Source organism: Providencia sp. PROV252 (genome assembly GCF_033676005.1).
Taxonomy (GTDB): domain Bacteria; phylum Pseudomonadota; class Gammaproteobacteria; order Enterobacterales; family Enterobacteriaceae; genus Providencia; species Providencia vermicola.
The window spans coordinates 3,688,468-3,714,648 of the sequence record NZ_CP096294.1; the positions used below are offsets into that span (position 1 = coordinate 3,688,468).

Here is a 26,181-nt window from a genome sequence, read left to right on the forward strand (position 1 = left end):
AATTAATATCGTGCGTCTGGTGTAATAATATGGTCTATTTCATTATTATTTAATGCGTATATTTTATTTGTTAAGTTTGGAATAACACAGCTATGGTTTGGAATAATATTTAATATATCTCCGATATTTAATTTTACTATCTCTGGATCATAACGAAGATAACCATGCTCTTCATTGAGTTTAACTAATTTAATATTTGGGTCTTCTACAATATAACCAAACCCAGCTTCTGCAGATTGATCTGAAGTTAATGTTTTCGTTCCTGCATCAACTGTTGCATAACCAGGAACAGGAATACTAACTATTGTTGTTCGGATGGTTAATGCACAATCTTTCGGTGTATAAATCCCCCCATAAATCGCATTCATATCACCGAAAATAAAATTACCCGCTCTCGATTCTGTAATCCCTTTTAATTCATCCGCATAAAAAGATGAGAGCGTTGAACCACCAGATGTACGTTGAATATCAATACCAATCGCTTCTAGCCTTTTTTGACATAATAACAGAAGCTCAGCCTCCGCTTTTGCGGCTTTGCGAATTTCAGGTTCTGTGCGATATTGGTAAATAGTACCCGCATAAGTAAACACACCTATTATTTTTAAATTGGATAGTTTTTGTATTTCTAATGCAAATGGCTCTAAATCTTCAAGTTGGATACCTTCACGATGTGCACCATAATCTACCGCAATATAAACTTCGACAATTTCATTTCCTTGAGTCGCCGCGGATGATAATTGCTTCGCACCTTTTACACTATCAACAATAGTCCTTAAATTAACGTACTTTGCTAACTCAACAAACTGTTGGCATTTTTCTTCTCCAACCATGGGGTAAGCTAAAAGAATATTTTCTATCCCACCTTTTGCCATGATGGTTGCTTCATGCAATGTGGCACAAGTTATCCCTTTAGCGCCACATTGTATTTCAAACTTAGCCAACTCTACTGATTTGTGTGTTTTGATATGTGGCCAATGTTCGATTCCCTGCTGTGTTAACTTGCCTGTCATGCCCCTGACATTTTTTTCAAGTTGCTGTAAATCCAACGCAACATAAGGCGTAATTGGCATAAAAACCTCTCTTATTCTTCATTATTGTCTTCCCCTTTTAATTCGCCCAAATAGGTATAAAGGGTATATTTGGAAATATTTAAAAACTCACAAATTTTCTCGCCTGCTTTTTTAATTAAAAAAGCACCTCTATCATCAAAGAATTTAATGGCATCCATTTTTTCTTTTTTCGTCATGTTGATAACAGGCACTTTTATAACTTGCATGCATTCCTGAATTAGATGATCCAAAATTTCATTTACGTCTGTCACAAACACTTCTTTGATTGGATCTTGCTCAACACTGTTTCTCTGGGTGATCCCCTGAATGGCTTTTTCCGCAGCAATAAACTCTGATATATCTTGGTTAATACAAAGAGCCCCAGACACTTTGCCATTTTCGTCACGTAAATAGATGGATGTTGAACGTAACATTTTCCCGTCTTTTGTTTGGGTGAAATAATTGTACTTATCACCATCCACATCTGTTCCACGTAACACTTCAAGCCCTAAATTACTACTTGGGTCGCCCACTTTTCGCTTAGTGACATGCCCATTGATAATCGCAACGATACTGCTTTCAAGACCTTTACTATGGTCATGCAATACCACCTCACAATTCTCACCAAATTGGCCTGCAATACCTTTCATCACAGCCAATAACATTTCAAAGTTGTCTTGGATTATTTTCATTTTCTACCAAACTTATTTTAAGCCTAACTAAATATTAGTTAGATCATTATGGAGACTCAATCGAGATTTGAGTAATTTGTGATCTATATCTTGATTTTAGCTAACAAAAATTCTGCTATTTTTTCTAACAGAAATAATAGCATTTTAAGAAAAATTACGGGAGGCTTGATACTACAAGGATTTTAAAGGAAAAATAACCTAGAGATAATAAAGTTCTGAATCTAACTTTTTGTTAGCTAACTGCGCCAACAAAAAGTTAGGATATTTATTTTAACGGCAATGTCACCCAAAACACGCCATCTGTGCGCAACTGGGTAAATTGTTGTTGGAAATCAGTTAAGTTTTGTTCAGGGTTTAATGTACTGAACCTTTCGGGGTGCATAAATTTTGCCATAGCTTCAATGGCAAATATGTTCATTGGGTTATTATAAAAATTGTGGTAAATCGCCATTACACGTTTTTCTTTTACCGACGTTAATGAAGAGATCCCTTGTCTATCTAATAATACCGCCAGTTGCTTCTGTGCATCTGATTTGTTTGCACGGTATCCTAACCTGACAGCAATTGAACGGCGGTTAAAATTATGCCAATCAGCTCCAGTTAAAAAATAAAACTCAGGGTTTAATGTAATAATATTCTCAATCGAACTATCAGCCCCTTTTGCAGGGAAACTGTCTGCTACAAGGTTATTTCCCCCCGCTAAAGACGCTAAAACACCATAACCTGAACGCCCATATAATTGGCAACAGTTATCTGCAAATAAGCCCGCATTGGCTTCAATGAGTACAGAAGGAAATGGCTCTGTCAGTTGGGATTCTATCGCTGACAATTTTTCTTGGTATAGCGCCGCAAACTGTGCAGAACGTTCTTGTGTACCTAATAGCTCTCCCAATAACAAAATACTTTTTGGGGTGTTTTTGACAATATCCATTCGAAAATCGATAAATATCACCTGAATTCCTGCCGCCTCAAGCTGCGGTAGAATTTGGCTATCACGCATCGCACCGTAATTGGCTTTATGCATAATAATCACTTCAGGAGCAAGCTCAATCAGCTTTTCAACTTGCAGCCCCGCTTCACGGGTTTTCTTCAAGGTTGGAATTTTTTCTAATTCAGGCAATACACTAAAATAGGCTTCTTTTAAATCAGGGGCATACTGCGTTAATGAATCACTCCATCCCGTAATACGAGAAATCCCCGATTTGCCCGCAGCGATATCTACTGGCAAAATATCACGACTATCCACTAAAAATAATTTTTCAACGGGAAGATTAACCGTCACTTTACGGTCTTGTAAGTCAGTGATCACTGTTGGCGTTTTTGCCTGCCCCCAGAAGCTCAGTAAACACAATAACCCTGTGAGAAATAATTTCATGGGGTACCTTTTACTTTAAATTTAATTAATTCTGAATAAATAAAGCCACCATTAAGTGGCTTTGTCATCTACTAAAACGTCAGATTAGAACGTCACGCTGTAGTTAAGTGCAAAGGTTCTGCCACGCCCTTTATAGTCATAAAGGTTTGGCGCGCCGTATTTCGGACTGTATAGCCCCTGCGCACGCTGTCCCCAAATCGTGGAGTAGTTTTTATCCAGTAAGTTTTCAACCGCAAAACTCACTTTACCGACGGGTAGCATATAACTACCTAATAAATCAACGGTATTATAACCATCCAGCTTTTTACCTGCGGCATCAGTTAGGTTAAATGTTTGCTGGCTCTGTAAGCGCAATGACCAATCATTCGGCTCCCACCCTACATAAGCGTTAACTTTAGATGGGCTGGCAAAGTCCACGCTCCATTTTTCCCAGCTACCATTGACTTTGGTTTCCGATTTTTGCAGGTTGAAGTTACTCCCCACATACCAGTCGGAGTCGTCAAAGAAGTAATCAATGGCACCTTCTACCCCATAAATGCGGCGCTTATCGGTCTTCATGTAAATGGTCATGTCATCTTTATTAATACCATAGCTTCTATCAGACAGGGAATAATAAGTGGCAACTTGGGTACGCAAGTTTTCACCAGTGTAGCGCCAGCCTAACTCAAACGAGTTAACTTTGATCCCTTTGACTTTGGTATCATTGATGTTAACGCTTTTATTTAGGTGATAGTGTCCATTGGCATCTGGGGTCTTCGCATAATCACCGGTTCCGTAATATTTCGCAATATCAGGGATTTCAAAACCTTGGGAGAAATTAAACCAGGTTTGTTGCTCTTCAGTTAGGTTAACCAGCAACCCTGCGTTAAACAGTAAATTGTTATAATCGGTTTTCCCACCAGGTACGGCATCTGCGGATTTACCATTGCCATTCGCAATAGCTTCTTGCTGTGCATAACCAACAAAATCATCCACTTTGTTTTCAGTATATTGGTAACGCACACCACCGCTTAAGGTAAACATCGGCGTGATGTCATAGCTGCTTTGTAAAAATGTCGCCATGTTTGTGGTGGTATAGCTTGGGTAGCGGCCAATTTGGAACGCTTTGGTGAGATCCATTCCCCCTGATTCTTTTGCACGCTCCAAATCAAAAAACATTTGGTTTGCACGAAATTGCTCGTGCTCCGCATCGACACCATAAGTTAGCGTCAATTCATCAAGGGGTTGACTATTAAATGTCAGCTTAGTGCCATAGAAATTGGTTTGTTGATCAGAGGAACTGATACTCGAAACCTCTTTTCCTGTTAACGTTGGGAACGGGTAAAATTTTTGTGATTCATCACGGTAGTAGACCTGAGCAACAAAATCTTGCCCAAACATATCTGCATTTGAATACTGTAAATTAAGCAAGTTACGCTCAGTGCCTGGTAAGCGGTCTGAACTTAATTTACCACTGTTATAGGCCTTACCATCCCCCTTCACTGCAGAAAAATCTTTGCCTAAATATAGGCCATGCTTACCATCAGACTCGCTTTTATAGTGCTGATAGGTCGCTTGAATCTGTTGTGTTTCATTTATTTTTACGGAGCCTGATGCCATCACATCGAGACGATCGGAAAACTGTAACCCTGTTTGGGTATTATCAATATTAATCGCGTCGCCTTTACCATCATACCAGCCACCATAGCGTTGATAGGCGACAGAAATACGACCATACGCATTTTCATTACCACCGCTCACTGCTGCCGCGACATTTTCATCATGATCTTTCCCGTTATTAAAACCTGTTTTCCCACCTAATTGCAGGGAAACTTGTTTTTCTTCTTGGCCTTTTTTTGTCACGATATTAATTAAACCACCGCTACTGCCGCCACCGTACATCGCAGTCGCACCAGAAATGACTTCAATATGATTGATATTAAAAGGATCAATCGAATCTAACTGGCGACTGTCACTACGTGAGGAGTTAAGGCGTACCCCGTCCACCATCACTATCATTGAGCGACCACGCATATTCATCCCGTAGTTTGTACGGCCTTGGCCGCTCACGCTCATTCCTGGAATTAACTGCGATAAAATATCCTTTAACTCTTTCCCACCCTCTGCTTGCTGCTCAATTTCGGCGTTATCAATGACCCAAGTGGTTTGTGCCATTTCTGAAACTGATTTGTAGCCACGAGTTGCAGAGACTGTAATTTTCTCTTCTTTGTTATCAGCGGCCAATACCGAGGGGGATATAAAAGGTAGCAAGCAAGGGGAGAGAATAAAAAGATGTTTTATTTTCATTGAGTTAAAACCTTTAAATATAATTATTGATACCATCGTTATCAGCGCCAGAACCAATAACGACACATGATTAAATCACCGCTAACTATATTGCGGAAAAACTATTCGCAATAGTAACTGATAATCACGTTCAATATAAGAATTATTATCATTACAGTAATGAATTAAAAGGTTATTTGTGTTAGGTAACGTTTTCAGCGCATCCTTGAGCATATGAGTGCGCATTCCTTATTTCATTTCACACTGACCACGGCAATGTAATTTAGCTTTCCACGGTTTTGTCGAAAATGGCGGAACATACGTAAAAATTGCGGGCGATTTTCTTTTTTTAATGCATTACGAATAATTTTCATTGCTCCCAATAGACCTTCATCATAAATCAACCCTTTTGGGGATAATAAGGTCATCGGCCCTGTGCTGGACATCACAGCAGTGGATAATGTCAGGTAAATGAAATAGCGATTTCCCGTTGTGGGACTACATCGCACAATGCAGTGAGGTAATTTAATTGATAAGACATATATTCACCTTAGTATTAACAATGTTTATCATTTCTATTTGAAGATAAAAAATAAGTGGAAGAAAACCGTTTCCCTATAACATTTGTCAAAACTGAAAATAAATTCAGCCTTATTAAAAATATAAATATTAATTTATATTAAATTCAAGCCAATTATTAACATTGTCATAAATACCTTTTTTATTTTAAATAATCACTCGTATTTAAATGCATTTTTATTTTAAAAATAATTCATTCCATATACTAATTTAATTAAAAGAGAAACTATGAATATTAAAACTTTCAAATTCATTGATATTTATACCAATGGGATTTTTGTTGAATTCAATAATAAAGAAAATAAATTATTATCAATTCATTTGCTTTTAAATGATGAAATTATAGAAAAAACCGAAACCACAGGTGAAAGTCATTTATTTTCTATCGATAAATCAGGCCACTATCGTGTAGAGATTAGCCTGGAGGCTGAAAACACAGCAAACATCCAATCAAAGGAAATTTATTTTCATATCAGTGAAGGTGAAAGAAAAAACAAAATTAAAACCACCACTAAAGAAAAAACAATCAATCAAAAAATAGCTGGTATTTCTAATTATTATTTAGATATAAAAGCAAAAAAGAAAAATTATGATAAAATAAAACAAGATTTAACTTTTTACTCAAAGCTCCCGACTTTAGAATTAAAAAGGTCATTAATTTATGACACATTAAATGAATATGATTATTTTACGTTCCATGGAGACGGTAAATTTGAAATCTTAGTTGAGCTAGCGGAACAAATAGAGAGTTTAGATTATGTCGAGTATTGTTCCGTCACTCCAGATACCACAGGGTATCTGGCCCCAGAACTGCCCGTAAACCCTGAGCAACTTGACGATATTGAAAGCGAAAGTGACGATTTTATTACCCCTGATTTTACGCCAAGACAAACTTACCTTGATGCGCCCAAAGGGATGAACATCCGCGATGCATGGGCAAAAAATATTAATGGTTCATCCGCAGTCGTACGTCACTTAGACTTTGGTGTCTACCGAAACCATGAGGATTTAATCGACTCAAATATCGTTGTGGTGAATAGCCGCCCAGAAAGTGAAGACTGTAATCATGGCACTGCATCAACAGGCTGTATCGTAGCAACGCTCAATAAATTTGGTGTTACAGGTATTGCCCATCACTGCCAATTTTACTTCTATGACACAGGTGACCTAGATTTAATCGTCAATCATGTGCAGCCTGGTGATATTGTCAGCCTAGATATACAGTTTAGTGTTGGAGGAAAACTGCTCCCTGCCACTGCAATACGTAGCTGGTGGGAACGTATGAAAATTATCGTGGATAAAGGTGCAACAGTTATCCTTGCGGCGGGCAATGGCGGATTGGATTTAAGTGAACCTGGCGTGATGCAGGATTTCGGTGATAGTGGCAGTATTTTAGTGGGTGCTTGTAACCACCAAAACGGAACACGGGCTTATTTCTCGAACTATAACCCAGAAGTTGCCTTTGTGAATTCTTGGGGAGACTGGAGTGTCACCACAACAGGTTATGGCTCATTACAAAAATTACCAGGGAACAACCGCAATTATTCAAATAATTATTCGGGTACATCCAGCGCTACACCACTATGCTCAGGTGCATTAGCGTTAATTCAAGATTACGCGAAAAAACAAGGGGCAATATTATCTCCGTGGCAAATGCGTACCGTTATTGCTGCATCAAATTATACTGAAGGTGTATCACACGGCATTGGTTGTCGACCCAATGTAGATTACTTGTTTGGTATCGTTGATAGCATCATCCGCAAGTCAGACTTACCCGAAAGCGCGTAGTTTACATATATTCAAGCCGCCGTCTATCACGTGGCGGCATTTCCCCCTTCAAGGGTTAAGACAGATGTACAAACTTTTTCAAGTAACGCTTTGTTATGACTAAAAATAATCATTCCTAAGGGGCGTGCTTCTGAAAGCTGAATTAAAAACTGCCAAATCTCTTTTTGTAAGTGCGCATCTAACTGCGCAGTAATTTCATCCGCAATTAAAATTTGTGTTCGTGGGTCAAGAGCCCGTAACAATGCAATCCGCGCCAGCTCCCCTCCAGATAACTCAGTAGGCCGTCTCTCCAACCATTGTGGTTTGATAGAAAAGCGTTCAAGCCAGTCTGAGTCAGGTTGCCAAGCATCTCGTAAACTCGCCCCTACCGTGCGATATGGATTAAAACTTTTTTCAGGGTGCTGGGGAACAAGTTGAATGGGGCAATAACCTTGCTTAGAAAGTGGCTTTCCCGTGAATAGAATCGAACCATTAGAAGGTGCTTGCCACTGTGCTAAAACGCGACCAAGCGTTGTTTTACCAAAACCGCTGGGTGCAGAGATACCGAGGCGTTCATTCGGCGCAAGGGAAAAACTAAAGTCCCGCCAAAGGGCTTTCCCACCTTGATCAATATTCAGGTTTTTAACCGCTAAAATAGGTTCGATATCCTTCATTTCATTGCCATAAATTGATGTTCTGGTAGTGCATTCCACAAGGATTGCAGCCATTTTCCACCACCGCCTTGTTTTAAGGTTTGGCTACTTAACACATCCTCTAGCGCCCCATTACGCAGTAATGCAACACGGTCAGCAAAACGCACCGCCATGGATAAATCATGAGTAACCCATAAAATACCTCGCCCATCACGGCACAAGGATTTCATATTTTCAAGCAGTTGCAGCGCATGTTCATCATCCAACCAAGACGAAATCTCATCCGCGAGGATATATTGTGCACGGGATAATGTTGCACTGCTTGCCAGTACTCGCTTTGCCATTCCTCCAGATAACTGGCTTGGGTAGCTATTCACCAAATTTTCTTGCAAGTTATATTGCTGAAGATGGCGCGCCACATCGTGCATTTTAATGTGTTGGCCGCTGAGTACTGCAGCCCTTTCAAGCTGAGGACCAATTTGGATCAAGGGATTTAGAGCACTAACCCCTTGAGGTATATAACATAACGAGTTGCCCCGATGCTGTGCCTTGTTTTCTTCCGTCAATGCATTGCCATTCAGACTGATATTTCCTTGGCTGCGCATATTATCTGGCAATAAGCCTAGAACACTTTGTAATAAAAGGCTTTTTCCTTCTCCGCTTCCACCAATCAAAGCGACCATTTCCCCTGGCTGAATATCGAGTGAAATGTCTTGCAGTAATGGTGACCATTGTTTACGCCCTAACCAACGAAATTTTGCGACATCAATAGTCAGCTTATCTAAGCTCAACATGTTGCCCCCTTTAGCCATAGCTGCGCCGCGGCTTTTGCAAATTGGTCAAATAACAACACTAACCCCATCAAAGCGACACCGGGAAACACCACCAGCCACCACGCCCCTGTACTGAGATAACGTAGTGCATCTGACAATAAAATACCCAATGAAGGTTCATGTGGCGATAGCCCAAAGCCAAGGAAACTCAGTGCCGCACTGTGAAGTACCGCGTGTGGGAACATCAACAACGTACCGACCATCCACTGCGGTAAAATCATGGGTAAATAATGGTAACGCCAACGGTAAACGGCACTATTGCCAATACGCTGGGATAGCATGATGTAATCCGCCTGCTTCACTCGCAGTAACTCGGAACGCAAAATCAGGGTAAGCTTAGGCCAGTGAGTGAGCGCAACCGCCCAGATTACCCCCATTTTTCCGCCGCCCAAAGTAAAGCAAATTAGTACGAGTAACAAAAGATGTGGCAATGCTAATAGTGCATCAATGACGCCGCGTACCGCGTAATCCATCACTTTGCTCACGGAAGACAACCCGGCCATCACTAAAGCGATAAACCCACTGGATACAGCCGCAATCAAACCAATTTGTAAGCTAGTCGCGACGCCTTGGAATGTTCTTTCGAAGAGGTCTCGGCCTAAATTATCCGTACCAAATAAATGAGCCCAAGAAGGGGCAAGCCGCCTATCCAATAGGTTCATTTCAATGTCGGCAGATGACAACCACACGGCATAGCTCGCTAAAATAACCAATAACGTTAGTGAGATAATTAATTTAAATAGCGCTCGATTTGGGTTGTAGGTCATGCGTCTCTCATCACTCCCTTATTCACTTTTTTCAATAAGACATCGGCAACCGTATTACTGAAAAAAATCAGAGTGGCACACAACATCACAATCCCCATCAATAAGGGGATATCGCCTCGTAAACCCGCATCGATGGTCGCTTGCCCCAGCCCTGGGTACGCAAACACTTTCTCAGCAAGAAGCGCCCCACTGAGCAATTCGCCCACAGACGCGAACTGCAAACAAATGGCTGGGGTGATAGCATGTTTAAGTACATGAAAACCTATCATTGACCAACCTTTATCCCCTTGCGCTTGGGCGTAATGAATAAACTCGCTGTTCATTACTTCCATTACTTTTGCTCGGGTGTGTAAGGCAATATTCCCTACGCCCAACATCCCTAACGCAATCACAGGTAAAACAAGGTGATGAAGTTTTTGGGAAAATGTCGCCGTTTCTTCATCTAAACCAATCGGCCATGCACAGCAAATCGGCGCCCACTGCAAGGACACCGCAAACAGCGAAAGCAGTAATAATCCGACCCAAAATACAGGGATAGATGCTAATAGGTAACTAAGGGTTGAAATCAGCTTATCTGGCCAGCGGTTGAGATAACGCCCTGCGACTAAGCCCAACACAAATCCAACGATACCCGAAAAAAGCCAAGCACAGATAAGCAGTGCTAACGAGGGAACAAGGCGATCCGCTATCACTTGCACAACGGGGGTGTTGTACAACATGGAATAGCCCATATCCCCTTGTAACATTTGTGAAAACCAGCGCCAAAATTGCACCCATAGCGGCTGGTCAAGCCCCCAGCGAGCCGCAATTAAGGCGTATTGCTCGGGGGGGACATGCAATAAATCATTACCGATATAGGCTTTTATTGGGTCGATAGGCGAATAGCTTAACAGGATAAAGATCCCTGCCGCTGTCACTGTCAACAAACAGATAAAACGCAATAAAAGCCCAAGAGTCGTCCGCATTACTGGCAAGTCCATGCCCATTCATCAACGTTATTTAACACTGACCAAGAGCCGTGAATTTCAGGCGCACTGGTGCCTAAATCTACACAATTATTCAGCAAATAAATATGTTGTAAGTTCATCAACCAAGCCCATGCGGCATCCCCTTTAATGCCCACGCCCGTTGTGCCATTCCAATCCACTTTTTGCCATAACGGGATAGCCGCATTTTGGTCTGGTTGGCGCAGTGCTTCTTCAATTAACTCATCAACCGCTGCATTTTTATAATAACCTGGATTATAGAAACCAACGCCTGCGGCTTTACTACTGTAGTTATGGACAATTTCCATTGGGTCTAAGCTGCCCCAACCAAACAAGGTTGGGTTGGCGTGCATATTGCGCTCAACGGTTTCCCAACTTCCCGATTTTAAATCTATTTCGATGCCGATAGGTTTTAAGCTTGAGCGGATAGCCTGGGCTAAATCACGGCGTGTGGTATCACCGCTGGCATACCAGAGTGTCAGTTTTGCCACTTTGCCGTTTTTTTCACGCAGGCCATCTTTATTCAGCTTCCAGCCCGCCTCTTCTAAAATAGATTTGGCTTTTTCGGTGTCGCCATCTTTAAAGGCGGAATCAGGGCTATTCCACGGTAGCCCTGCCACACCTGTATAAGCGGGAACAGCAAAACCTTCGAGGACAGATGCGGCTAATAATTTACGGTCAAAAGCGTAGTTAATCGCCTTACGCACCGCAACATCAGAGGTAATATCATTCCCCACAGGGTTACCCTGTGCATCTTTTCCACCTGCTGGTGGAATTGGGAAGGAAATACCACGGTTTTCCACACTATAGCGCTCCACTAACTTCATGTTTTTGACGTTATTAGCATTGGCAGCCACCGCTGCGGGAATACGGACAATTTCCAGCTGGTTACTTTGTGCCGCAGCAAAGGCCGCATCTTCATCAAGGAAGACGAAAACCATTTTATTGAAATCATTTTTTGGCCCAGCGTAGTACGGGTTTTGCTCAACAATTAATTGCTGCCCTGGCTGGAACGCCACTAAACGGTATGGTCCTGCGCCAATTGGGTTATGCGCATAGGTTTTTGCATCGTATTTATCAGCACAAACAATCCCAAGGGAGCCTAATACATTGATAAAAGTACTTTGTGGAGAAGATAAGGTGATTTTGACGGTTAATGGGTCAATTTCCTCAGCTTTTGCAAAATTACCCATATCCACTTTGCCGCCGCTCGCAGCGGCATTATTGTAGGTAAATACTACATCTTTTGCAGTTAATGGCGAACCATCTGAAAATTTCAATCCTTTTTTTAGCGTTAATGTCCACTCTTTCCCATCGGCATTGTGTTGGTAGTTTTCCAGCATATAGCTGTGCCATGAAAGGTCGGCTTTTTGTTTGAGTAATGGGCTGTGTAACAGAAGGTAGCTGCCGTGGCTCCACCCGAGCATTGGGTCAAAACCTTCAGTCGGTTCTGCACCAATCGCTAAACGTAATGTTTGTGAATGAGCTGGTTCTGCGGCCTGTGATGGCAGCGTCAGCCCCATTAAACACATAGCCGCAACGATATTTTTAATCATACATCCCTCGATAGTTTAGTTTTATTTTTATCACTAAATAAAAATGAAACATCATCAGGCAGTTAATGATATTGGTAACCATTAATTGCCGCTATTGGTGAGATATTCACTGTGCGTAGAGTAACAATGTTTAGTTATATTAAATTTTAAACCACGCTTTCTACGTTCTATATCAATAGAACTTCGAATTTAATGAATAATTCGTAAAAACTCAGCCCCTTTTTGATTTACCTTAATAAATCAAAAAGTAAAATTTACGCTTCCACGTCTTTATCAAATTCAATAGGCGTGGAGTTTAACGATAAATCAGTTATAAAAGACCGGTCATTAGACTGCCTTGATTGCAACCGAAATTGCGATGGCGTCATGGCGTATTTTTTCTTAAATACATCACAAAAATAGGCATTGCTACCAAACCCACATCGATGGCTAATTTGAAATACCGAATAATTTGAGAAGGTTAAATAATTTAATGCCATTCCCATTCGCACATCCAATAATAATTGGCGGAATGATACCCCTTCTCGATTAAGGTGCCTACGCAACGTCGATGGTGTGGTAAATAAGACCTTAGCAACATCCTCTAAGTGCCATTTTTTCTGCGGTTCTTGGGTAATTAAATGGGTAATGGCTTGGTTTTTCGGCTCATCATAATTAAAGCGGAAAATGTTGAGAATATCGACGCCCGCTTGGTATATCGCCAGTAAAATAAAGTACAGGCTTTGCTTCATTAACAACGCTTCTTGAGATTGGCTTTGTTGTTTTAATGGTAAACATTGCTTGAGCAAACTGAAATTATCACTGACCGTTTCAGGGGTTAATACCTGAAACGTGGGAACGTGGCTCGTTAGCGGCGCGCCTGACTTCATTAAGGTCTTTAATAATAAAAAGACCGATTCTAACTCTGAGTCCGCAATCGACAGTGTGTGCAGCTCAATCGATTGATTAGATGCGCACTCCATATTGCAGGAGACTTGGCTGTATTTTGGAATAATAAGCGTCAAATTAGACTGAACATCAATAGATTGACCATTAATCACCACATTCCCTTTCGCTCCTTGCAGCATGGCTATCATCGCGCTTTCAATATAAAACGCTTTTAACACCATTTGGTTTGATGAAAGAAAATATTTATATTCCATAATCTCAATAAACTTTGGTCAAAGTCAGAAATCATCTGCTAGAAAAAGCAGCTTGATGGGCAGACAGAAATACAGCCATTCAGATAAATAGCAAATAATTACGCTAGTTAATGGCTTCCGCTACCTTGCTAGAATGCGGCTCAGAATATAGTCCTGTTAAGTAAAAATCGCAATATAGAGATCCGCTCATTTTTTACTGTTATTTTATGCATTGTGCATTTTTCTAAATAAATTGCTATTTAATTGAAAGGCAATTTTCGATAGAAGGTGTAAAATCGCGCGTCAGATGAATACGAGCCTATAACGCATCATTATAGATAATTATTTTTCGTGTTCATTCACATCCTACCCTACTTGCATTGGCTTATACCACTTAGGGGCTGTTTATCTTTGCTGCTGATTTTTACAGCTAAAAAAGGTCAAAAAAAACAATTCAAAAAATAGATAAAAGTGTGTCAATCAAGCTGACTTATTATTTGAGTTAAGTATTGTGCATAAATACTGCCCTACGGGTTCGATTAAAGCACGTATCACTCATTTGATGCGACGTTGAGAGACTCTTGCCTAAAATGGCTTTAATTCGAATAAAAATTGACCATCAAAGATAAACAGCCCCTAAAGCCCAAACCATTCGGTGAGGGGTATAACTAAACATGTTCGCGTATTGTTCATTACCTGATTTGCAGGAGAAAGTATGTCTGAGTTTTCAGGATCAGGTTGGTTAGCTGAGATTTTTTTACGCTATGAACTCAAACGGGGTACAACACGCCTGACCGATAAACAACATATCGGCCCTTTAATGGTGCAAAGGCCATTTTACCCCGAACCAAGGGTTGCCCACACCTATTTACTTCATCCCCCTGGTGGTGTGGTGGGTGGAGATAAACTCCTGATTAATATTGACGTGCAGCCGTATGCCCATTCACTGCTGACCACCCCAGGTGCGACCAAATTTTATCGCAGCGCAGGCGGTATTGCCCGACAAGTACAGAATTTAACGGTTGCCGCTGAGGGCTTTTTAGAGTGGCTACCGCAGGAAAATATTTTTTTCCCTGATGCACAGGTTAGGCTAGAAACCCATATACATGTCGCTGCATCATCAAAATTTATCGGCTGGGAAATTCAATGTTTAGGCCGCCCTGTTTTGGGGGAATGGTTTGAAAATGGCGATGTGCGTGGGCGCTTTAATTTTTACATTGATGACACCCTTACGCTGACTGAATCCCTGTTTATCGATGGCACACAAAAACAGTCTGCTGTCATGCGTGAGTTTCCCATGATGGGGTCGATGTACATTTACCCTGCCAGTGATGAATTAAAAGAAAAAATCCAACAACATTTAGGTGATTTTTTATCCCCAACGGATAGCCCCATTGAGTATGGGCTAACGGATGTGGATGGCATTTTAGTTTTACGATTATTAGGCACGCAAACTGAGCCGATGATGGCCTGTTTTGCCCATATTTGGCAAACCACGCGGCAGTATTGGCTAGGTTATTGCCCTGAACCTCCCCGTATTTGGGCAACATAAATTTTTCGTTTTAGGAGCAAAAATGGAACTCACCCCAAGAGAAAAAGATAAGTTATTGCTTTTTACCGCAGGCCTTGTCGCTGAAAGGCGCTTAGCCCGTGGGTTAAAACTGAATTACCCAGAAGCCGTTGCCCTAATAAGCTGCGCCATTATGGAAGGCGCACGTGACGGAAAAACGGTCGCCCAACTAATGAGCGAAGGCAGAACGGTGCTCAGTGCGGAGCAAGTCATGGAAGGCGTGCCTGAAATGATCAAAGACATTCAAGTGGAATGCACATTCCCTGACGGCACAAAACTTGTGTCCATTCACGACCCAATTGTATAGGTGGCAATATGATCCCCGGTGAAATTAAAGTGAATCAGGCTTTAGGCGACATCGAACTGAATGCGGGTCGTGAAACCAAAACCATTCAAGTGGCAAATCATGGTGATAGACCGATTCAAGTCGGCTCTCATTACCACTTTTATGAAGTGAATGATTTTTTGAAATTTGAACGAGACAGCACGCTCGGTTTTCGTTTAAACATCCCTGCGGGTATGGCGGTGCGTTTTGAACCAGGCCAAAGCCGCACGGTGGAATTGGTGGCATTTAGCGGTAAACGAGAAATTTACGGCTTCCATGGCAAAGTCATGGGTAAATTAGAGAGTGAGAAATAACCATGAAAACCATCTCACGGCAAGCGTATGCGGATATGTTTGGGCCAACCCAAGGCGACCGTGTACGCTTAGCAGATACAGAACTGTTTTTAGAAATTGAAAAAGACTTCACCACCTATGGGGAAGAAGTCAAATTTGGTGGCGGTAAAGTCATTCGTGATGGTATGGGACAAAGCCAAGTCACTAGCGATAAATGTGTCGATGTGCTGATCACCAACGCCATTATTTTAGACCATTGGGGCATCGTTAAAGCCGATATCGGCATCAAAAATGGCCGTATTGCAGGTATTGGTAAAGCGGGTAACCCTGATGTACAGCCGAATGTGGATATCGTGGTTGGCCCTGGTACAGAAGTGGTCGCGGGTGAAGGCAAAATTGTCACCGCAGGCGGCGTCGATACCCACATTCACTTTATTTGCCCGCAGCAAGCCGAAGAAGGCTTAGTTTCTGGTGTCACCACCTTTATTGGTGGTGGAACAGGCCCTGTCGCAGGCACTAACGCCACAACGGTCACACCCGGCATTTGGAATATGTACCGCATGTTAGAGGCCGTAGATGAGCTGCCAATTAACGTGGGGCTATTTGGTAAAGGCTGCGTAAGTCAACCCGAAGCCATTCGTGAGCAAGTGACCGCAGGTGCAATTGGCCTGAAAATTCACGAAGACTGGGGCGCAACCCCGATGGCAATCCACAACTGCTTGAATGTCGCCGATGAAATGGACGTGCAAGTGGCAATTCACTCCGACACCTTAAACGAAGGCGGCTTCTACGAAGAAACAGTAAAAGCCATCGGTGGGCGCGTGATCCACGTGTTCCATACAGAAGGCGCAGGGGGCGGCCATGCCCCTGACGTGATCAAATCCGTTGGGGAGCCAAATATTTTGCCCGCCTCGACCAACCCAACCATGCCGTACACCATCAATACAGTGGACGAACATCTGGATATGTTGATGGTGTGCCATCACCTTGACCCGTCAATTCCTGAAGATGTGGCCTTTGCTGAGTCACGTATTCGCCGTGAAACCATTGCCGCAGAAGATATTTTGCATGATATGGGCGCGATTTCCGTGATGTCTTCGGACTCCCAAGCCATGGGGCGCGTAGGTGAAGTGATTATGCGCACGTGGCAATGTGCCCACAAAATGAAATTGCAACGCGGCACGATGGAAGGCGATACCCCAGACAGCGATAACAACCGTATTAAGCGCTACGTGGCGAAATACACGATCAACCCTGCGTTAGCCCATGGTATTGCTCATGAAGTCGGATCGATAGAGAAAGGCAAATTAGCCGATATCATCCTGTGGGACCCCGCATTTTTTGGCGTCAAACCTGCGCTTATCATGAAAGGTGGCCTTGTGGCGTATGCGCCAATGGGGGATATCAACGCCGCCATTCCAACGCCGCAACCTGTGCATTACCGCCCAATGTATGGCGCTCTCGGTAAAGCGAAGTACCAAACCTCGATGATTTTTATGTCAAATGCGGGGATTGAGGCGGGCGTCCCCGAAAAGCTTGGCTTACAAAGCTTAATCGGCCGTGTTGAGGGTTGCCGCAATATCAGCAAGGCCTCCATGGTGCACAACAGCTATGTGCCGCATATTGAGCTAGACCCTCAAACCTATATTGTTAAAGCCGATGGCGTACCGCTGGTGTGTGAGCCAGCCACTGAGTTGCCAATGGCACAACGTTACTTTTTATTCTGACCCCTGATTAAGAGCCAGAAAATGAAAAAATTTATTAAAGTCGTTCCACCAGAACAACAGACAGACACTGAATTGTCCCTATGCTTAACCATGGATGAACGCACCAAAAGTCGCTTAAAAGTCACCTTAAGTGATGGGCAAGATGCGGGGTTATTTTTACCCCGTGGCACCATTTTAAAAGAAGGGGATATTTTAGCGACAGAAGACGGTGAACAGGTCGCCATTATCGCGGCAAAAGAGCAAGTTTCCACCGTTTACAGCGATGACCCTCTGTTACTGGCACGGGTTTGCTACCACTTAGGTAACCGCCATGTTCCTCTGCAAATTGAAGCAGGCTGGTGCCGTTATTTTCACGACCATGTTTTAGACGATATGGCGCGTGGATTAGGTGCAACGGTCAGTGTGGGTCTGGAAAAATACCAACCAGAACCAGGGGCTTATGGCGGTTCATCGGGTGGTCATCATCACCATCATCATGACCACGATGATCACCATCACCACCACTAATCAGATTCAGGGAGTGTATCGATGCTAGCGGATTTGCGTTTATACCAATTAGTCAGCCCGTCCTTACCTGTGGGGTCATTTACCTATTCCCAAGGGCTAGAATGGGCGATAGAAAAAGGCTGGGTGACAACGCCAGATACCCTCGCCAATTGGCTAACGGCACAAATGACTCACGCAATCGCGACATTGGAACTCCCTGTTCTGCGGCAAATTCACGCCAATCTTTCACGCTCTGACTGGCAGCAGGTGACTTATTGGTGTGACTTTATTATTGCCAGCCGTGAAACCAAAGAGCTTCGCCAAGAAGAGCGCCAGCGAGGCATTGCCTTTGCCCGCTTGCTCCCCCAACTGGCGATTGAGCTTGATGCCACGGCATTAGCGTGCGTGAAAAAAACACAATTAATGGCCTTTGCCCTTGCCGCCACGCATTGGAACATTGACGTTGAAAAGCTGTGCACCGCCTACACGTGGGGCTGGCTGGAAAACACCGTGATGTCTGGCGTGAAATTAATTCCACTGGGTCAAAGCGCGGGGCAACATATTTTGTTTACCCTTGCCGAACGTATCCCTGAAATTGTGGCGCAATCTGCCACATGGACGGTTGATGATATCGGCAGTTTTACCCCTGCACAAATCATTGCCAGCAGTCGGCATGAAACCCAATACACTCGACTTTTTCGTTCATGAGAAAACACACAATGCAAGAATATAACCAACCCCTGCGAATTGGTGTCGGTGGCCCTGTTGGTTCAGGGAAAACCGCCCTATTAGAAGTTTTATGTAAAGCGATGCGCGATACTTACCAAATTGCCGTCGTGACCAATGATATCTATACCCAAGAAGATGCCAAGATCCTTACCCGTGCCGAAGCATTAGACGCCGACCGCATTATTGGTGTGGAAACAGGCGGCTGCCCGCACACCGCGATCCGTGAAGATGCCTCCATGAACCTTGCGGCCGTTGAAGAGCTGGCAATGCGCCACAAAAATCTGGATATTGTATTTGTGGAAAGTGGCGGCGATAATCTGAGCGCCACATTCAGCCCAGAGCTGGCGGACTTAACCATTTATGTTATCGACGTCGCAGAAGGCGAAAAAATCCCACGTAAAGGCGGCCCAGGGATCACCCATTCCGACTTATTAGTGATCAATAAGATTGACCTCGCTCCCTATGTTGGCGCGTCATTGGAAGTGATGGAAGCCGATACCGCCAGAATGCGCCCAGTGAAACCGTATGTTTTCACGAATTTAAAGAAACAAGTCGGCTTAGAAACCATTATCGAGTTTATTATCGATAAAGGCATGTTAAGGCGTTAATCGCTTTCGCCACAGAGAATAGGCTTATCTAGCCTGATTTTCTGTGGTTTTTATCCATATTCACTTCATGCTATACCTGATTCAGTAAAACAGAATGGGTACCGGTGAGAGGTTTACCAAACACACCGTAAAGCCCTGTCGTTCAGGCTGGGGAGGATGTCAATGAAGCTCAGAAGCTAATAACCGGATATATGATCGCATATTACAACCGAGTCAGGCCTCATCAATAGAGTAATGGATTCACGCCCAATAAATCTGAACGACTATTTTGGAAAAACTCGAAAACAGTGGCCAAATTTTATTGACCACTGCACGTTTATTTTATGGGAAATCAACTTATTGCTGATATTAATTTTTAACTTTTTCTGTTAAATCATCACTATAGGTTTCTTTCGTAGCACAGACGCAAGCTATTGTCACTAAAGCCATGCACGCTAAAAATGCAGAGATAGGCCATGAATTCCCCCCCGACCATACCAGTAAAAGCGTTGCAATCATTGGAGTAAGTCCACCCACAACATTTGCGAGTTGGAAACCTAAAGACACACCGGTATACCTGACTTTTGTATCAAACAACTCAGAGAAAAATGCGGGTTGTACACTAAACATCATTCCTAATCCGACTGAATAACAGAATGAGGTGGCGAACATAAACATTTTAACGGAGCCGCTATCAATCATCCAAAATAAAGGAAAAGCAAAGATAAAAGTAATTGTGGCACCCGCTAAATAAACAGGCCGACGCCCGATTTTATCCGATAACCAACCAAAGAATGGGAAGGTAAAAATGCCACAAAAACTCGCTAGCAATAAACCGTTTAATGCTGTTTCACGAGTGAAATCTAACTCACGAGTCACATACGACATGAAAAATGCCACAGTTAGCCACCCTAACACAATTTCCCCCATTCGCATGCCCATGGCTAGAAATACAGATTTACGGTAATGCTTTAATACTGTTAATACTGGGTATTTTTGTTCTTTCGTTTGGGTTGTTTCTTGTTGGCGTTGGTTTTCTTTAAACACTGGGGTTTCTTCAATATTTGCTCGGATATATAACCCAATAAATAATAACAAAATACTCACTAAGAAAGGCATTCTCCAACCCCAGGACATTAAATCATCCTCTGGCAACATGACAACTAAAGCAAAAACTCCCGTTGCAATAAACAACCCTAATACATTCCCTAATTGAACAAAGGTACCAAAAAAACCTCGACGATGACGTGGCGCATATTCCGTAATTAGTGTTGTCGCACCTCCCCACTCACCTCCGATGGCAAAACCTTGGCAAAGACGTAGAAAGATTAAGAGTAACGGAGCCGCATTTCCTATCGATTCATAAGAAGGGATTAATCCAATGCAAAAAGTGGATATTCCCATAATCATCAACGAAATCACCAACGATTTTTTACGGCCTATTTTGTCTCCATAGTGACCAAAAACGATGGCACCAATAGGACGACTCACAAACGTGATAGACAACGTTAAAAACGAAACGATCAATGCCATTAACGGCGATAAATTTGGGAAAAATAGTGTTGGAAAAACTAATGCCGCTGCTGTGCCATAAATAAAAAAGTCATAAAACTCAATGGTTGTTCCTGCTAGTCCTGAGCCAAGAACGGTAACAAGCTTACGTTGCTGCTTTTTTTCTTGTTCACTTTCTTCATGTACCTGAGCTGTACTTGTCGTGGGTGTTAGTAGTGTCATTTTCAAATCCTCTACACGGTGATTATCGGTGTGCTTGCATTCGTTATATTATGTAAATACCTTGTTATTTGCTAACTCGAGTTAGCTGATAATAGCAAAGGATATGATTGCTCAAAGTTATTATTTATAATTTTGTGATGACGATCTTTTAATCTCTTATAACAATTTGATTTATTAATCAAAAATATTTTATTCATTAATATAGCATTATATTTTCACTGATTTCATACAAAAAATTGAAGGTGAGCAAACTCAGCACAACAACTCAAACGAACACAACAGAAGAAAATTAAACAAATCATTAACACTTGAAGGGTATCAAAATAAAACCAAGCTCTTCGCAAAACAATAGATATAAAAATAAACACTTTAACTACAATGATTTAAAAAACCAACCATGATGTTCATCACATATTTAGTTTAAACAAATTGTGTTACACAACCAATAATAATATTTTGCTAACTCGAATTAGCACACTTGACACACTCAGCATTTATCATCAGGAGAGCTTCCTATGTTGACTTTTACTCCCCCTAACCGTCCAAAATTAATAACAACTCAACCCAATGAAGTATTATTGGTGACAAATGCTGACTTACGCGAACCTGCGAATGTGACCTGTTGGCCCACGCAGTCTCTGTATGAACAGCGCTTAGCCGATGCGCTAAACACCCTTGGCTACCAAGTCAAACGGGCGCACCCCGTGGATAAAGAAAGAGGACATGGGTTCATCAGTAACCAGCGAGAAGGAAGTGATATTTTTGCGCAAATAGCACCTGATGCCCCCGTTATTGTGTTATTAACGGCATGGCAATATTCACACCATATTGCCCCTTCATTAGTCCATCATCGCGGCCCAATTTTATTGTTAGCCAACTTTGATGGCACATGGCCAGGGCTAGTTGGTATGCTGTGTATGGCGGGTTGTTTAACAAGTTTAGGCTGCCATTATTCACGGTTGTGGTCTGAAACATTCACTGATGAATTCTTTATGAAAGGATTACAGACGTGGCTTGATGATGGTTTTCTCAATCATAAATTGGATTATTTATACCCGCTAAAAGCAACTGATGCCGTTATGGGAACCCCTGAGGGCAAAATCGGCCGTGAAATGGGCCAAGCCATGTTGCGTGATAAAGCTATTATTGGTTTATTTGATAGTTTTTGCATGGGGATGATTAATGGTGTTTTCCCACAAAAATCAATGATTGATATTGGAATGCCGATTGAATCCTTATCTCAATCCGCCTTGCTAGTAGAAATGCAAAAAGTACCACAATCCCTACGAGAAGCCTGCTTGGCATGGTATCAATCCCAAGGAATGACATTTAAATTTGGCACAAACCACAGCAACGAATTAACCCGTGATCAAGTATTAGAACAGTGTGCCATGATGATTGCGATGGCTCGGTTCACAAAAAGATTTGGTTTAAGCGCTGTTGGGGTGCAATACCAACAAGGCTTGAAAGATAGTTGTGCTGCTTCTGACTTTGCAGAAGGCGCTATCGGTAACTCTGCACGCTTCCCTATTCCCGATGAAAACGGTGAAATCATTGCTCCAAACTTGCCTATCACCTGTATTAATGAAGTGGATATGGGTAGCGCTATTCCGCAAGTCATTATGGCTAAGCTATTGCAATCATTAAATATTGCTAGTGAAACAACATTACATGACATTCGTTGGGGAAGCGAGTATGAAGGCACTTTCTATTGGGATTTTGAAATTTCAGGCGCAGTTCCATTTGCACACCTAAAAGGCGGTATTGCTGGGGCAACAGGTTATCGTCAGCCGCCAATGTTCTTCCCTTTTGGCGGTTCCACAATCGCAGGGCAAGGGAAAAAAGGCCGCTTTATCTGGGCTCGTGCCCACTATGAAGGGCTCCAAGTGGTTATGCATATTGGGACTGGTACCGCCGTTGAACTTCCAGATGCCGAATTTGAACGCCGCCGCTTAGCAACAAACTATGAATGGCCATTATTAAATGCTGTACTTGATGGTGTTTCCCGTGATTCATTAATGGCGGGGCATCAAAGTAACCACCTGTCGATTGCCTATGTTGATGAGGACGTTTTAGGTAACGTAGTCCAAGCCTTTGCAGCACAAGCGATGACGCAAAATATTCATGTTTTGATTGCTGGGGATGCCCGTCGATATTTTATCCATCAATAAATAAAAAAATAAGGAACATGTTATGACTGACCCTCTTTTCTCACTACAAGATAAAATAATTATTGTCACCGGTGGATTAGGGCAACTTGGCGTACAGTACGTCAAAGCCCTGCATGAGCGTGGGGCTAAGGTTGCTGTATTAGCAACCCACGTTACACAAGTGCGTCTGACTCAGGTATTAGGCTCATTGAAAGACTCTCCTCGCATCGCATGCTATGAAGTTAATATTACAGATAAATCAAGTATTAATGGCGTATTAGATCGCATTGAATCTTCATGGGGAACACCTGATGGTTTAGTGAATAATGCAGGTATCGATACCCAACCAAGCGCGCCACCTGAAGTATCAGGCCCATTTGAAGATTTTCCGGAAGAGGTTTTCCGTGAAGTAGTTGATGTAAATCTCGTCGGAACCTTTTTGATGACTCAGCAAGTCGGAAAACGTATGAGAAAGGCACAAAAAACTGGGTCCATCGTCAATATTGGTTCGATTTATGGTGTTGTGTCACCTGTTCAAGATATCTATAGCTATAAAAAGGAGGATACGGGTATTCCTTTTATTAAGCCTGTTGCCTATGCAGCCGCAAAATCAGGTATCTATAATTTTACCCGTTATTGTGCAACTTATTGGGGAAAAGAAGGTATTCGAGTGAATACATTAACGCTTTCTGGCGTTGCTAGGCAGGATCAAGATCCACGATTCCAAAAAAATTACACTGACCGCATTCCAATTGGTCGCATGGCTAATCCCGATGAATTTAATGGTGCTATTGTCTTTATGCTTTCTAACGCATCTTGCTATATGACTGGCGCAAACCTTGTTATTGATGGAGGCTGGACAGCATGGTAAATCAACAGCAAGACAAATGGGCTAAATTTCGCGGGATTATGTCTGCCATTGTGACCCCAATGCATGACAACGAAGATATAAATACGACAGCATTAGCCATGCTTGTGGAGCACCAAATCGCCCGTGGTGTTGAAGGGTTTTATTGCTGCGGGTCATCTGGTGAAGGTCCACTGTTACATTTAGATGAACGAAAACAAGTCCTTGAAACCATTATCACTAGCAGTAAGGGAAAAGTGCCTGTCATTAGCCACATTGGAGCCCCGAGAACTCAAGATGCCGTCGAATTAGCAAAACATGCGCAAAGTGTGGGGGCGAGTGCCGTTTCTTTAGTCCCTCCTTACTATTATAAATACAGTAATGAAGCGATCATTCGGTATTACCAACGTATTTTAGATGAAACATCGCTGCCTGTTATTTTGTATAACATTCCTCAGTTTACAGGGGTCGAGCTAGACCTTGAAATGGCAAAGACGTTATTTAGCAATGAACAAACATTGGGGGTGAAGCATACCTCTCACAACCTTTACGCCTTAGAACGTATGGTGGATAAGCACCCTGAAAAAGTTTTCTTTAATGGTTTTGATGAAATTTTTCTTTCCAGTTTGGCGGCAGGGACCACGGCAACAGTGGGGACAACCGTGAATATTCAGCCTGAACTTTTTCTCGCGGTTCGCCACTGTTTTGCTAAAGGGGATTTTTTCACTGCACAAAAACTGCAGCATCAAATCAACGATGTCGTTGAAACCATGGTCAATAACGGTATTTTTCAATCAACAAAATACTTGGCAGGACTAGAGCTCGACTATTTAGGCCCTGTAAGAGAACCGTTTATCCCCCTGAATATACAACAAAAACAAGCACTCGATAGCTTGAATTCCCGTTTACAAGAATATATCCACGCAGCACGTGCCTTAATCTAGTGAATCAATGAGCCCTTATTCTCGGGGCTCAGTCTCCCTTAGATATCCCTAGCGACCGATAAAGGCCGATAAATTAACGTCATTGGCACTGTTATTTTCACATTGCTCTTATCACCTTGAAGCTTATTTTGCATTAGATGAAAGGCATGTTGTGCCCATGCATCTTCATTCTGCCCCATGGACCAAACCGCATTTGGTAAAAAACCGAGCATGTCGCTTTCATCAAAAGTACCTATCGGAATTTCCTGAGGAATAAACCCATAAACCTGACGGAGTGCGCTCAATGTCCCTTCTAAGATAGGCAATGACGAAGTAATGAAAGCGGAGGGTGGTTGCTTATTTTTCTTTAAGAATTCATGCATTAAATGTTGCCCATCTTCTTTACGATTATGGCGCGCAGTTAAAACCCAGCTCTGCCGCTCTGGCATTTCATTTAAATAACCTTGTAAACGGCTCTGAATTGACGGTTGTTGGGTATCACCCGCAATAAAAAATAAAGGCTCAACGTTGACGGCCTTTTTAATGGACTGAACTAATGTTTTACTACCGCTATAGTTGTCACTTAGCACCAAAGGAACGTCCATTTCGCCGAAGTCTCGGTCTAAAAATATAATAGGCCGCTTACGGGCTAATTTTCGATGATGTAGCTGAGTTTCTAAAGAAGAAGGGACAATAAATAACCCATCAACATTGCGTTCTAACAAGCTCCGAACGACTTCTTTTTCGTGTTTAGGGTCACTATAAGAACAAGCAATAATCAGCTGATATCCTGCTTTTTGACAACAGGTTTCAAGTTTTTCAGCTAAAGTTGAGAAAAATAAATTAGATAACCGAGGAACAACAAGAGCAAGCGTGTCAGTTTTGTTTAGTTTCAAACTGCGAGCCGCGTAATTAACCACCAGCCCATGGGTTTCAACATAAGACTGAATCCGTTCTTGGGTCGCTTTGCTAATACGGTATTGCTCCGCTTTTTGACTTAAAACTAACCGAACCGTCGTCACTGATAGGTTTAAATCGTTCGCAATTTGCTCAACAGTTTTTGCCATAAGTTCGCTATAATCATTTATAAATAAATTTAAGTATAAACTAATTCGAGTTAGCAATATAGACTAGGCATACAACTGTTAAACTGAGTGCACGAAAAAA

24 protein-coding genes and 1 pseudogene are annotated in these 26,181 nt (G+C 42.3%); 12 read left to right on the forward strand and 13 right to left on the reverse strand.

The features are described from left to right. Window positions 1-2: 2 nt before the first annotated feature. The 5 genes from M1F05_RS16950 to M1F05_RS16970 all read right to left on the reverse strand — a co-directional run bounded on the left by M1F05_RS16950 (window position 3) and on the right by M1F05_RS16970 (window position 5,809). Entirely contained in the window at window positions 3-1,070 is a 1,068-nt protein-coding gene (locus M1F05_RS16950) for an alanine racemase (protein WP_206083671.1), read from the reverse strand. An 11-nt stretch (window positions 1,071-1,081) separates the two neighbouring features. Then, window positions 1,082-1,741, reverse strand: a complete 660-nt coding sequence (locus M1F05_RS16955; protein WP_206083670.1) for a transcriptional regulator — start codon at window positions 1,739-1,741, stop codon at window positions 1,082-1,084. A gap of 265 nt (window positions 1,742-2,006) precedes the next feature. Then, window positions 2,007-3,116 (reverse strand): ABC transporter substrate-binding protein, encoded by a 1,110-nt coding sequence (locus M1F05_RS16960; protein WP_154633311.1) that lies wholly within the window; start codon window positions 3,114-3,116, stop codon window positions 2,007-2,009. Window positions 3,117-3,200: 84 nt separating this feature from the next. Next, window positions 3,201-5,402 carry a TonB-dependent siderophore receptor gene (locus M1F05_RS16965; RefSeq protein ID WP_206083669.1) on the reverse strand — a complete coding sequence of 734 codons (2,202 nt, stop codon included), beginning with the start codon at window positions 5,400-5,402 and terminating at the stop codon, window positions 3,201-3,203. A gap of 233 nt (window positions 5,403-5,635) precedes the next feature. Continuing rightward, a complete protein-coding gene (locus M1F05_RS16970; protein ID WP_375083682.1) occupies window positions 5,636-5,809 on the reverse strand; it encodes a hypothetical protein in 174 nt (57 codons plus the stop codon). A 379-nt stretch (window positions 5,810-6,188) separates the two neighbouring features. Here M1F05_RS16970 and M1F05_RS16975 point away from each other — a divergent pair, with 379 nt between their 5' ends. Continuing rightward, the gene (locus M1F05_RS16975; protein ID WP_206083668.1) at window positions 6,189-7,748 is read left to right on the forward strand and encodes a S8 family serine peptidase; all 1,560 of its coding nucleotides are present in this window, start codon (window positions 6,189-6,191) and stop codon (window positions 7,746-7,748) included. Window positions 7,749-7,774: 26 nt separating this feature from the next. On the opposite strand, the gene M1F05_RS16980 is transcribed toward M1F05_RS16975, so the two are convergent. The 6 genes from M1F05_RS16980 to M1F05_RS17005 form a co-directional block, all read right to left on the reverse strand. Further along, window positions 7,775-8,383 (reverse strand): ATP-binding cassette domain-containing protein, encoded by a 609-nt coding sequence (locus M1F05_RS16980; RefSeq protein ID WP_206083806.1) that lies wholly within the window; start codon window positions 8,381-8,383, stop codon window positions 7,775-7,777. A gap of 14 nt (window positions 8,384-8,397) precedes the next feature. Then, window positions 8,398-9,174 (reverse strand): ATP-binding cassette domain-containing protein, encoded by a 777-nt coding sequence (locus tag M1F05_RS16985; protein ID WP_206083667.1) that lies wholly within the window; start codon window positions 9,172-9,174, stop codon window positions 8,398-8,400. Next, on the reverse strand, window positions 9,168-9,980 hold the full coding sequence (locus tag M1F05_RS16990; RefSeq protein WP_206083666.1) for an ABC transporter permease: 813 nt from the start codon (window positions 9,978-9,980) through the stop codon (window positions 9,168-9,170). Before M1F05_RS16990 ends, M1F05_RS16985 begins: the two co-directional genes overlap by 7 nt. Continuing rightward, entirely contained in the window at window positions 9,977-10,960 is a 984-nt protein-coding gene (locus tag M1F05_RS16995; RefSeq protein WP_404461248.1) for an ABC transporter permease, read from the reverse strand. The genes M1F05_RS16990 and M1F05_RS16995 overlap by 4 nt, the downstream gene beginning before the upstream one ends. Continuing rightward, the gene (locus M1F05_RS17000; RefSeq protein ID WP_206083664.1) at window positions 10,945-12,522 is read right to left on the reverse strand and encodes an ABC transporter substrate-binding protein; all 1,578 of its coding nucleotides are present in this window, start codon (window positions 12,520-12,522) and stop codon (window positions 10,945-10,947) included. The genes M1F05_RS16995 and M1F05_RS17000 overlap by 16 nt, the downstream gene beginning before the upstream one ends. A 254-nt stretch (window positions 12,523-12,776) precedes the next feature. Continuing rightward, entirely contained in the window at window positions 12,777-13,664 is an 888-nt protein-coding gene (locus M1F05_RS17005) for an AraC family transcriptional regulator (protein ID WP_206083663.1), read from the reverse strand. 694 nt (window positions 13,665-14,358) lie between these two features. Here M1F05_RS17005 and M1F05_RS17010 point away from each other — a divergent pair. The 8 genes and pseudogenes from M1F05_RS17010 to M1F05_RS17045 form a co-directional block, all read left to right on the forward strand. Further along, entirely contained in the window at window positions 14,359-15,195 is an 837-nt protein-coding gene (locus M1F05_RS17010) for an urease accessory protein UreD (protein ID WP_206083662.1), read from the forward strand. A gap of 22 nt (window positions 15,196-15,217) precedes the next feature. Beyond that, a complete protein-coding gene (locus M1F05_RS17015) occupies window positions 15,218-15,520 on the forward strand; it encodes an urease subunit gamma (RefSeq protein ID WP_206083661.1) in 303 nt (100 codons plus the stop codon). Window positions 15,521-15,528: 8 nt separating this feature from the next. Then, window positions 15,529-15,852 carry an urease subunit beta gene (locus M1F05_RS17020; RefSeq protein WP_206083660.1) on the forward strand — a complete coding sequence of 108 codons (324 nt, stop codon included), beginning with the start codon at window positions 15,529-15,531 and terminating at the stop codon, window positions 15,850-15,852. A gap of 2 nt (window positions 15,853-15,854) precedes the next feature. Continuing rightward, window positions 15,855-17,558, forward strand: coding sequence for an urease subunit alpha (gene ureC / locus M1F05_RS17025; RefSeq protein ID WP_206083659.1), 1,704 nt, complete (start codon window positions 15,855-15,857; stop codon window positions 17,556-17,558). Between the two features lie 21 nt (window positions 17,559-17,579). Then, a complete protein-coding gene (gene ureE, locus M1F05_RS17030) occupies window positions 17,580-18,065 on the forward strand; it encodes an urease accessory protein UreE (protein ID WP_206083658.1) in 486 nt (161 codons plus the stop codon). 21 nt (window positions 18,066-18,086) lie between these two features. Beyond that, window positions 18,087-18,752, forward strand: a complete 666-nt coding sequence (locus tag M1F05_RS17035; protein ID WP_206083657.1) for an urease accessory protein UreF — start codon at window positions 18,087-18,089, stop codon at window positions 18,750-18,752. 11 nt (window positions 18,753-18,763) lie between these two features. Further along, a complete protein-coding gene (gene ureG / locus M1F05_RS17040) occupies window positions 18,764-19,381 on the forward strand; it encodes an urease accessory protein UreG (protein WP_125890373.1) in 618 nt (205 codons plus the stop codon). A gap of 164 nt (window positions 19,382-19,545) precedes the next feature. Beyond that, a pseudogene (locus M1F05_RS17045) lies at window positions 19,546-19,686 on the forward strand (IS3 family transposase); the annotation flags it as partial. Between the two features lie 43 nt (window positions 19,687-19,729). On the opposite strand, the gene M1F05_RS17050 reads toward M1F05_RS17045, so the two are convergent. Beyond that, window positions 19,730-21,094: an MFS transporter gene (locus M1F05_RS17050; RefSeq protein WP_206083656.1), complete on the reverse strand. Its 1,365-nt coding sequence runs from the start codon at window positions 21,092-21,094 to the stop codon at window positions 19,730-19,732. A gap of 515 nt (window positions 21,095-21,609) precedes the next feature. On the opposite strand from M1F05_RS17050, the gene M1F05_RS17055 reads away from it, so the two are divergent. From M1F05_RS17055 to M1F05_RS17065, 3 genes are read left to right on the forward strand one after another with little or no spacing between them, the layout of a single operon-like run. After that, a complete protein-coding gene (locus M1F05_RS17055; protein WP_206083655.1) occupies window positions 21,610-23,265 on the forward strand; it encodes a signal transduction protein in 1,656 nt (551 codons plus the stop codon). A 22-nt stretch (window positions 23,266-23,287) separates the two neighbouring features. Beyond that, window positions 23,288-24,115: an SDR family oxidoreductase gene (locus M1F05_RS17060; RefSeq protein ID WP_206083654.1), complete on the forward strand. Its 828-nt coding sequence runs from the start codon at window positions 23,288-23,290 to the stop codon at window positions 24,113-24,115. After that, window positions 24,109-25,035, forward strand: a complete 927-nt coding sequence (locus tag M1F05_RS17065; RefSeq protein WP_206083653.1) for a dihydrodipicolinate synthase family protein — start codon at window positions 24,109-24,111, stop codon at window positions 25,033-25,035. The genes M1F05_RS17060 and M1F05_RS17065 overlap by 7 nt, the downstream gene beginning before the upstream one ends. 38 nt (window positions 25,036-25,073) lie before the next feature. On the opposite strand, the gene M1F05_RS17070 is transcribed toward M1F05_RS17065, so the two are convergent. Then, window positions 25,074-26,081 carry a substrate-binding domain-containing protein gene (locus M1F05_RS17070; RefSeq protein WP_206083652.1) on the reverse strand — a complete coding sequence of 336 codons (1,008 nt, stop codon included), beginning with the start codon at window positions 26,079-26,081 and terminating at the stop codon, window positions 25,074-25,076. Between the last annotated feature and the right edge of the window lie 100 nt (window positions 26,082-26,181).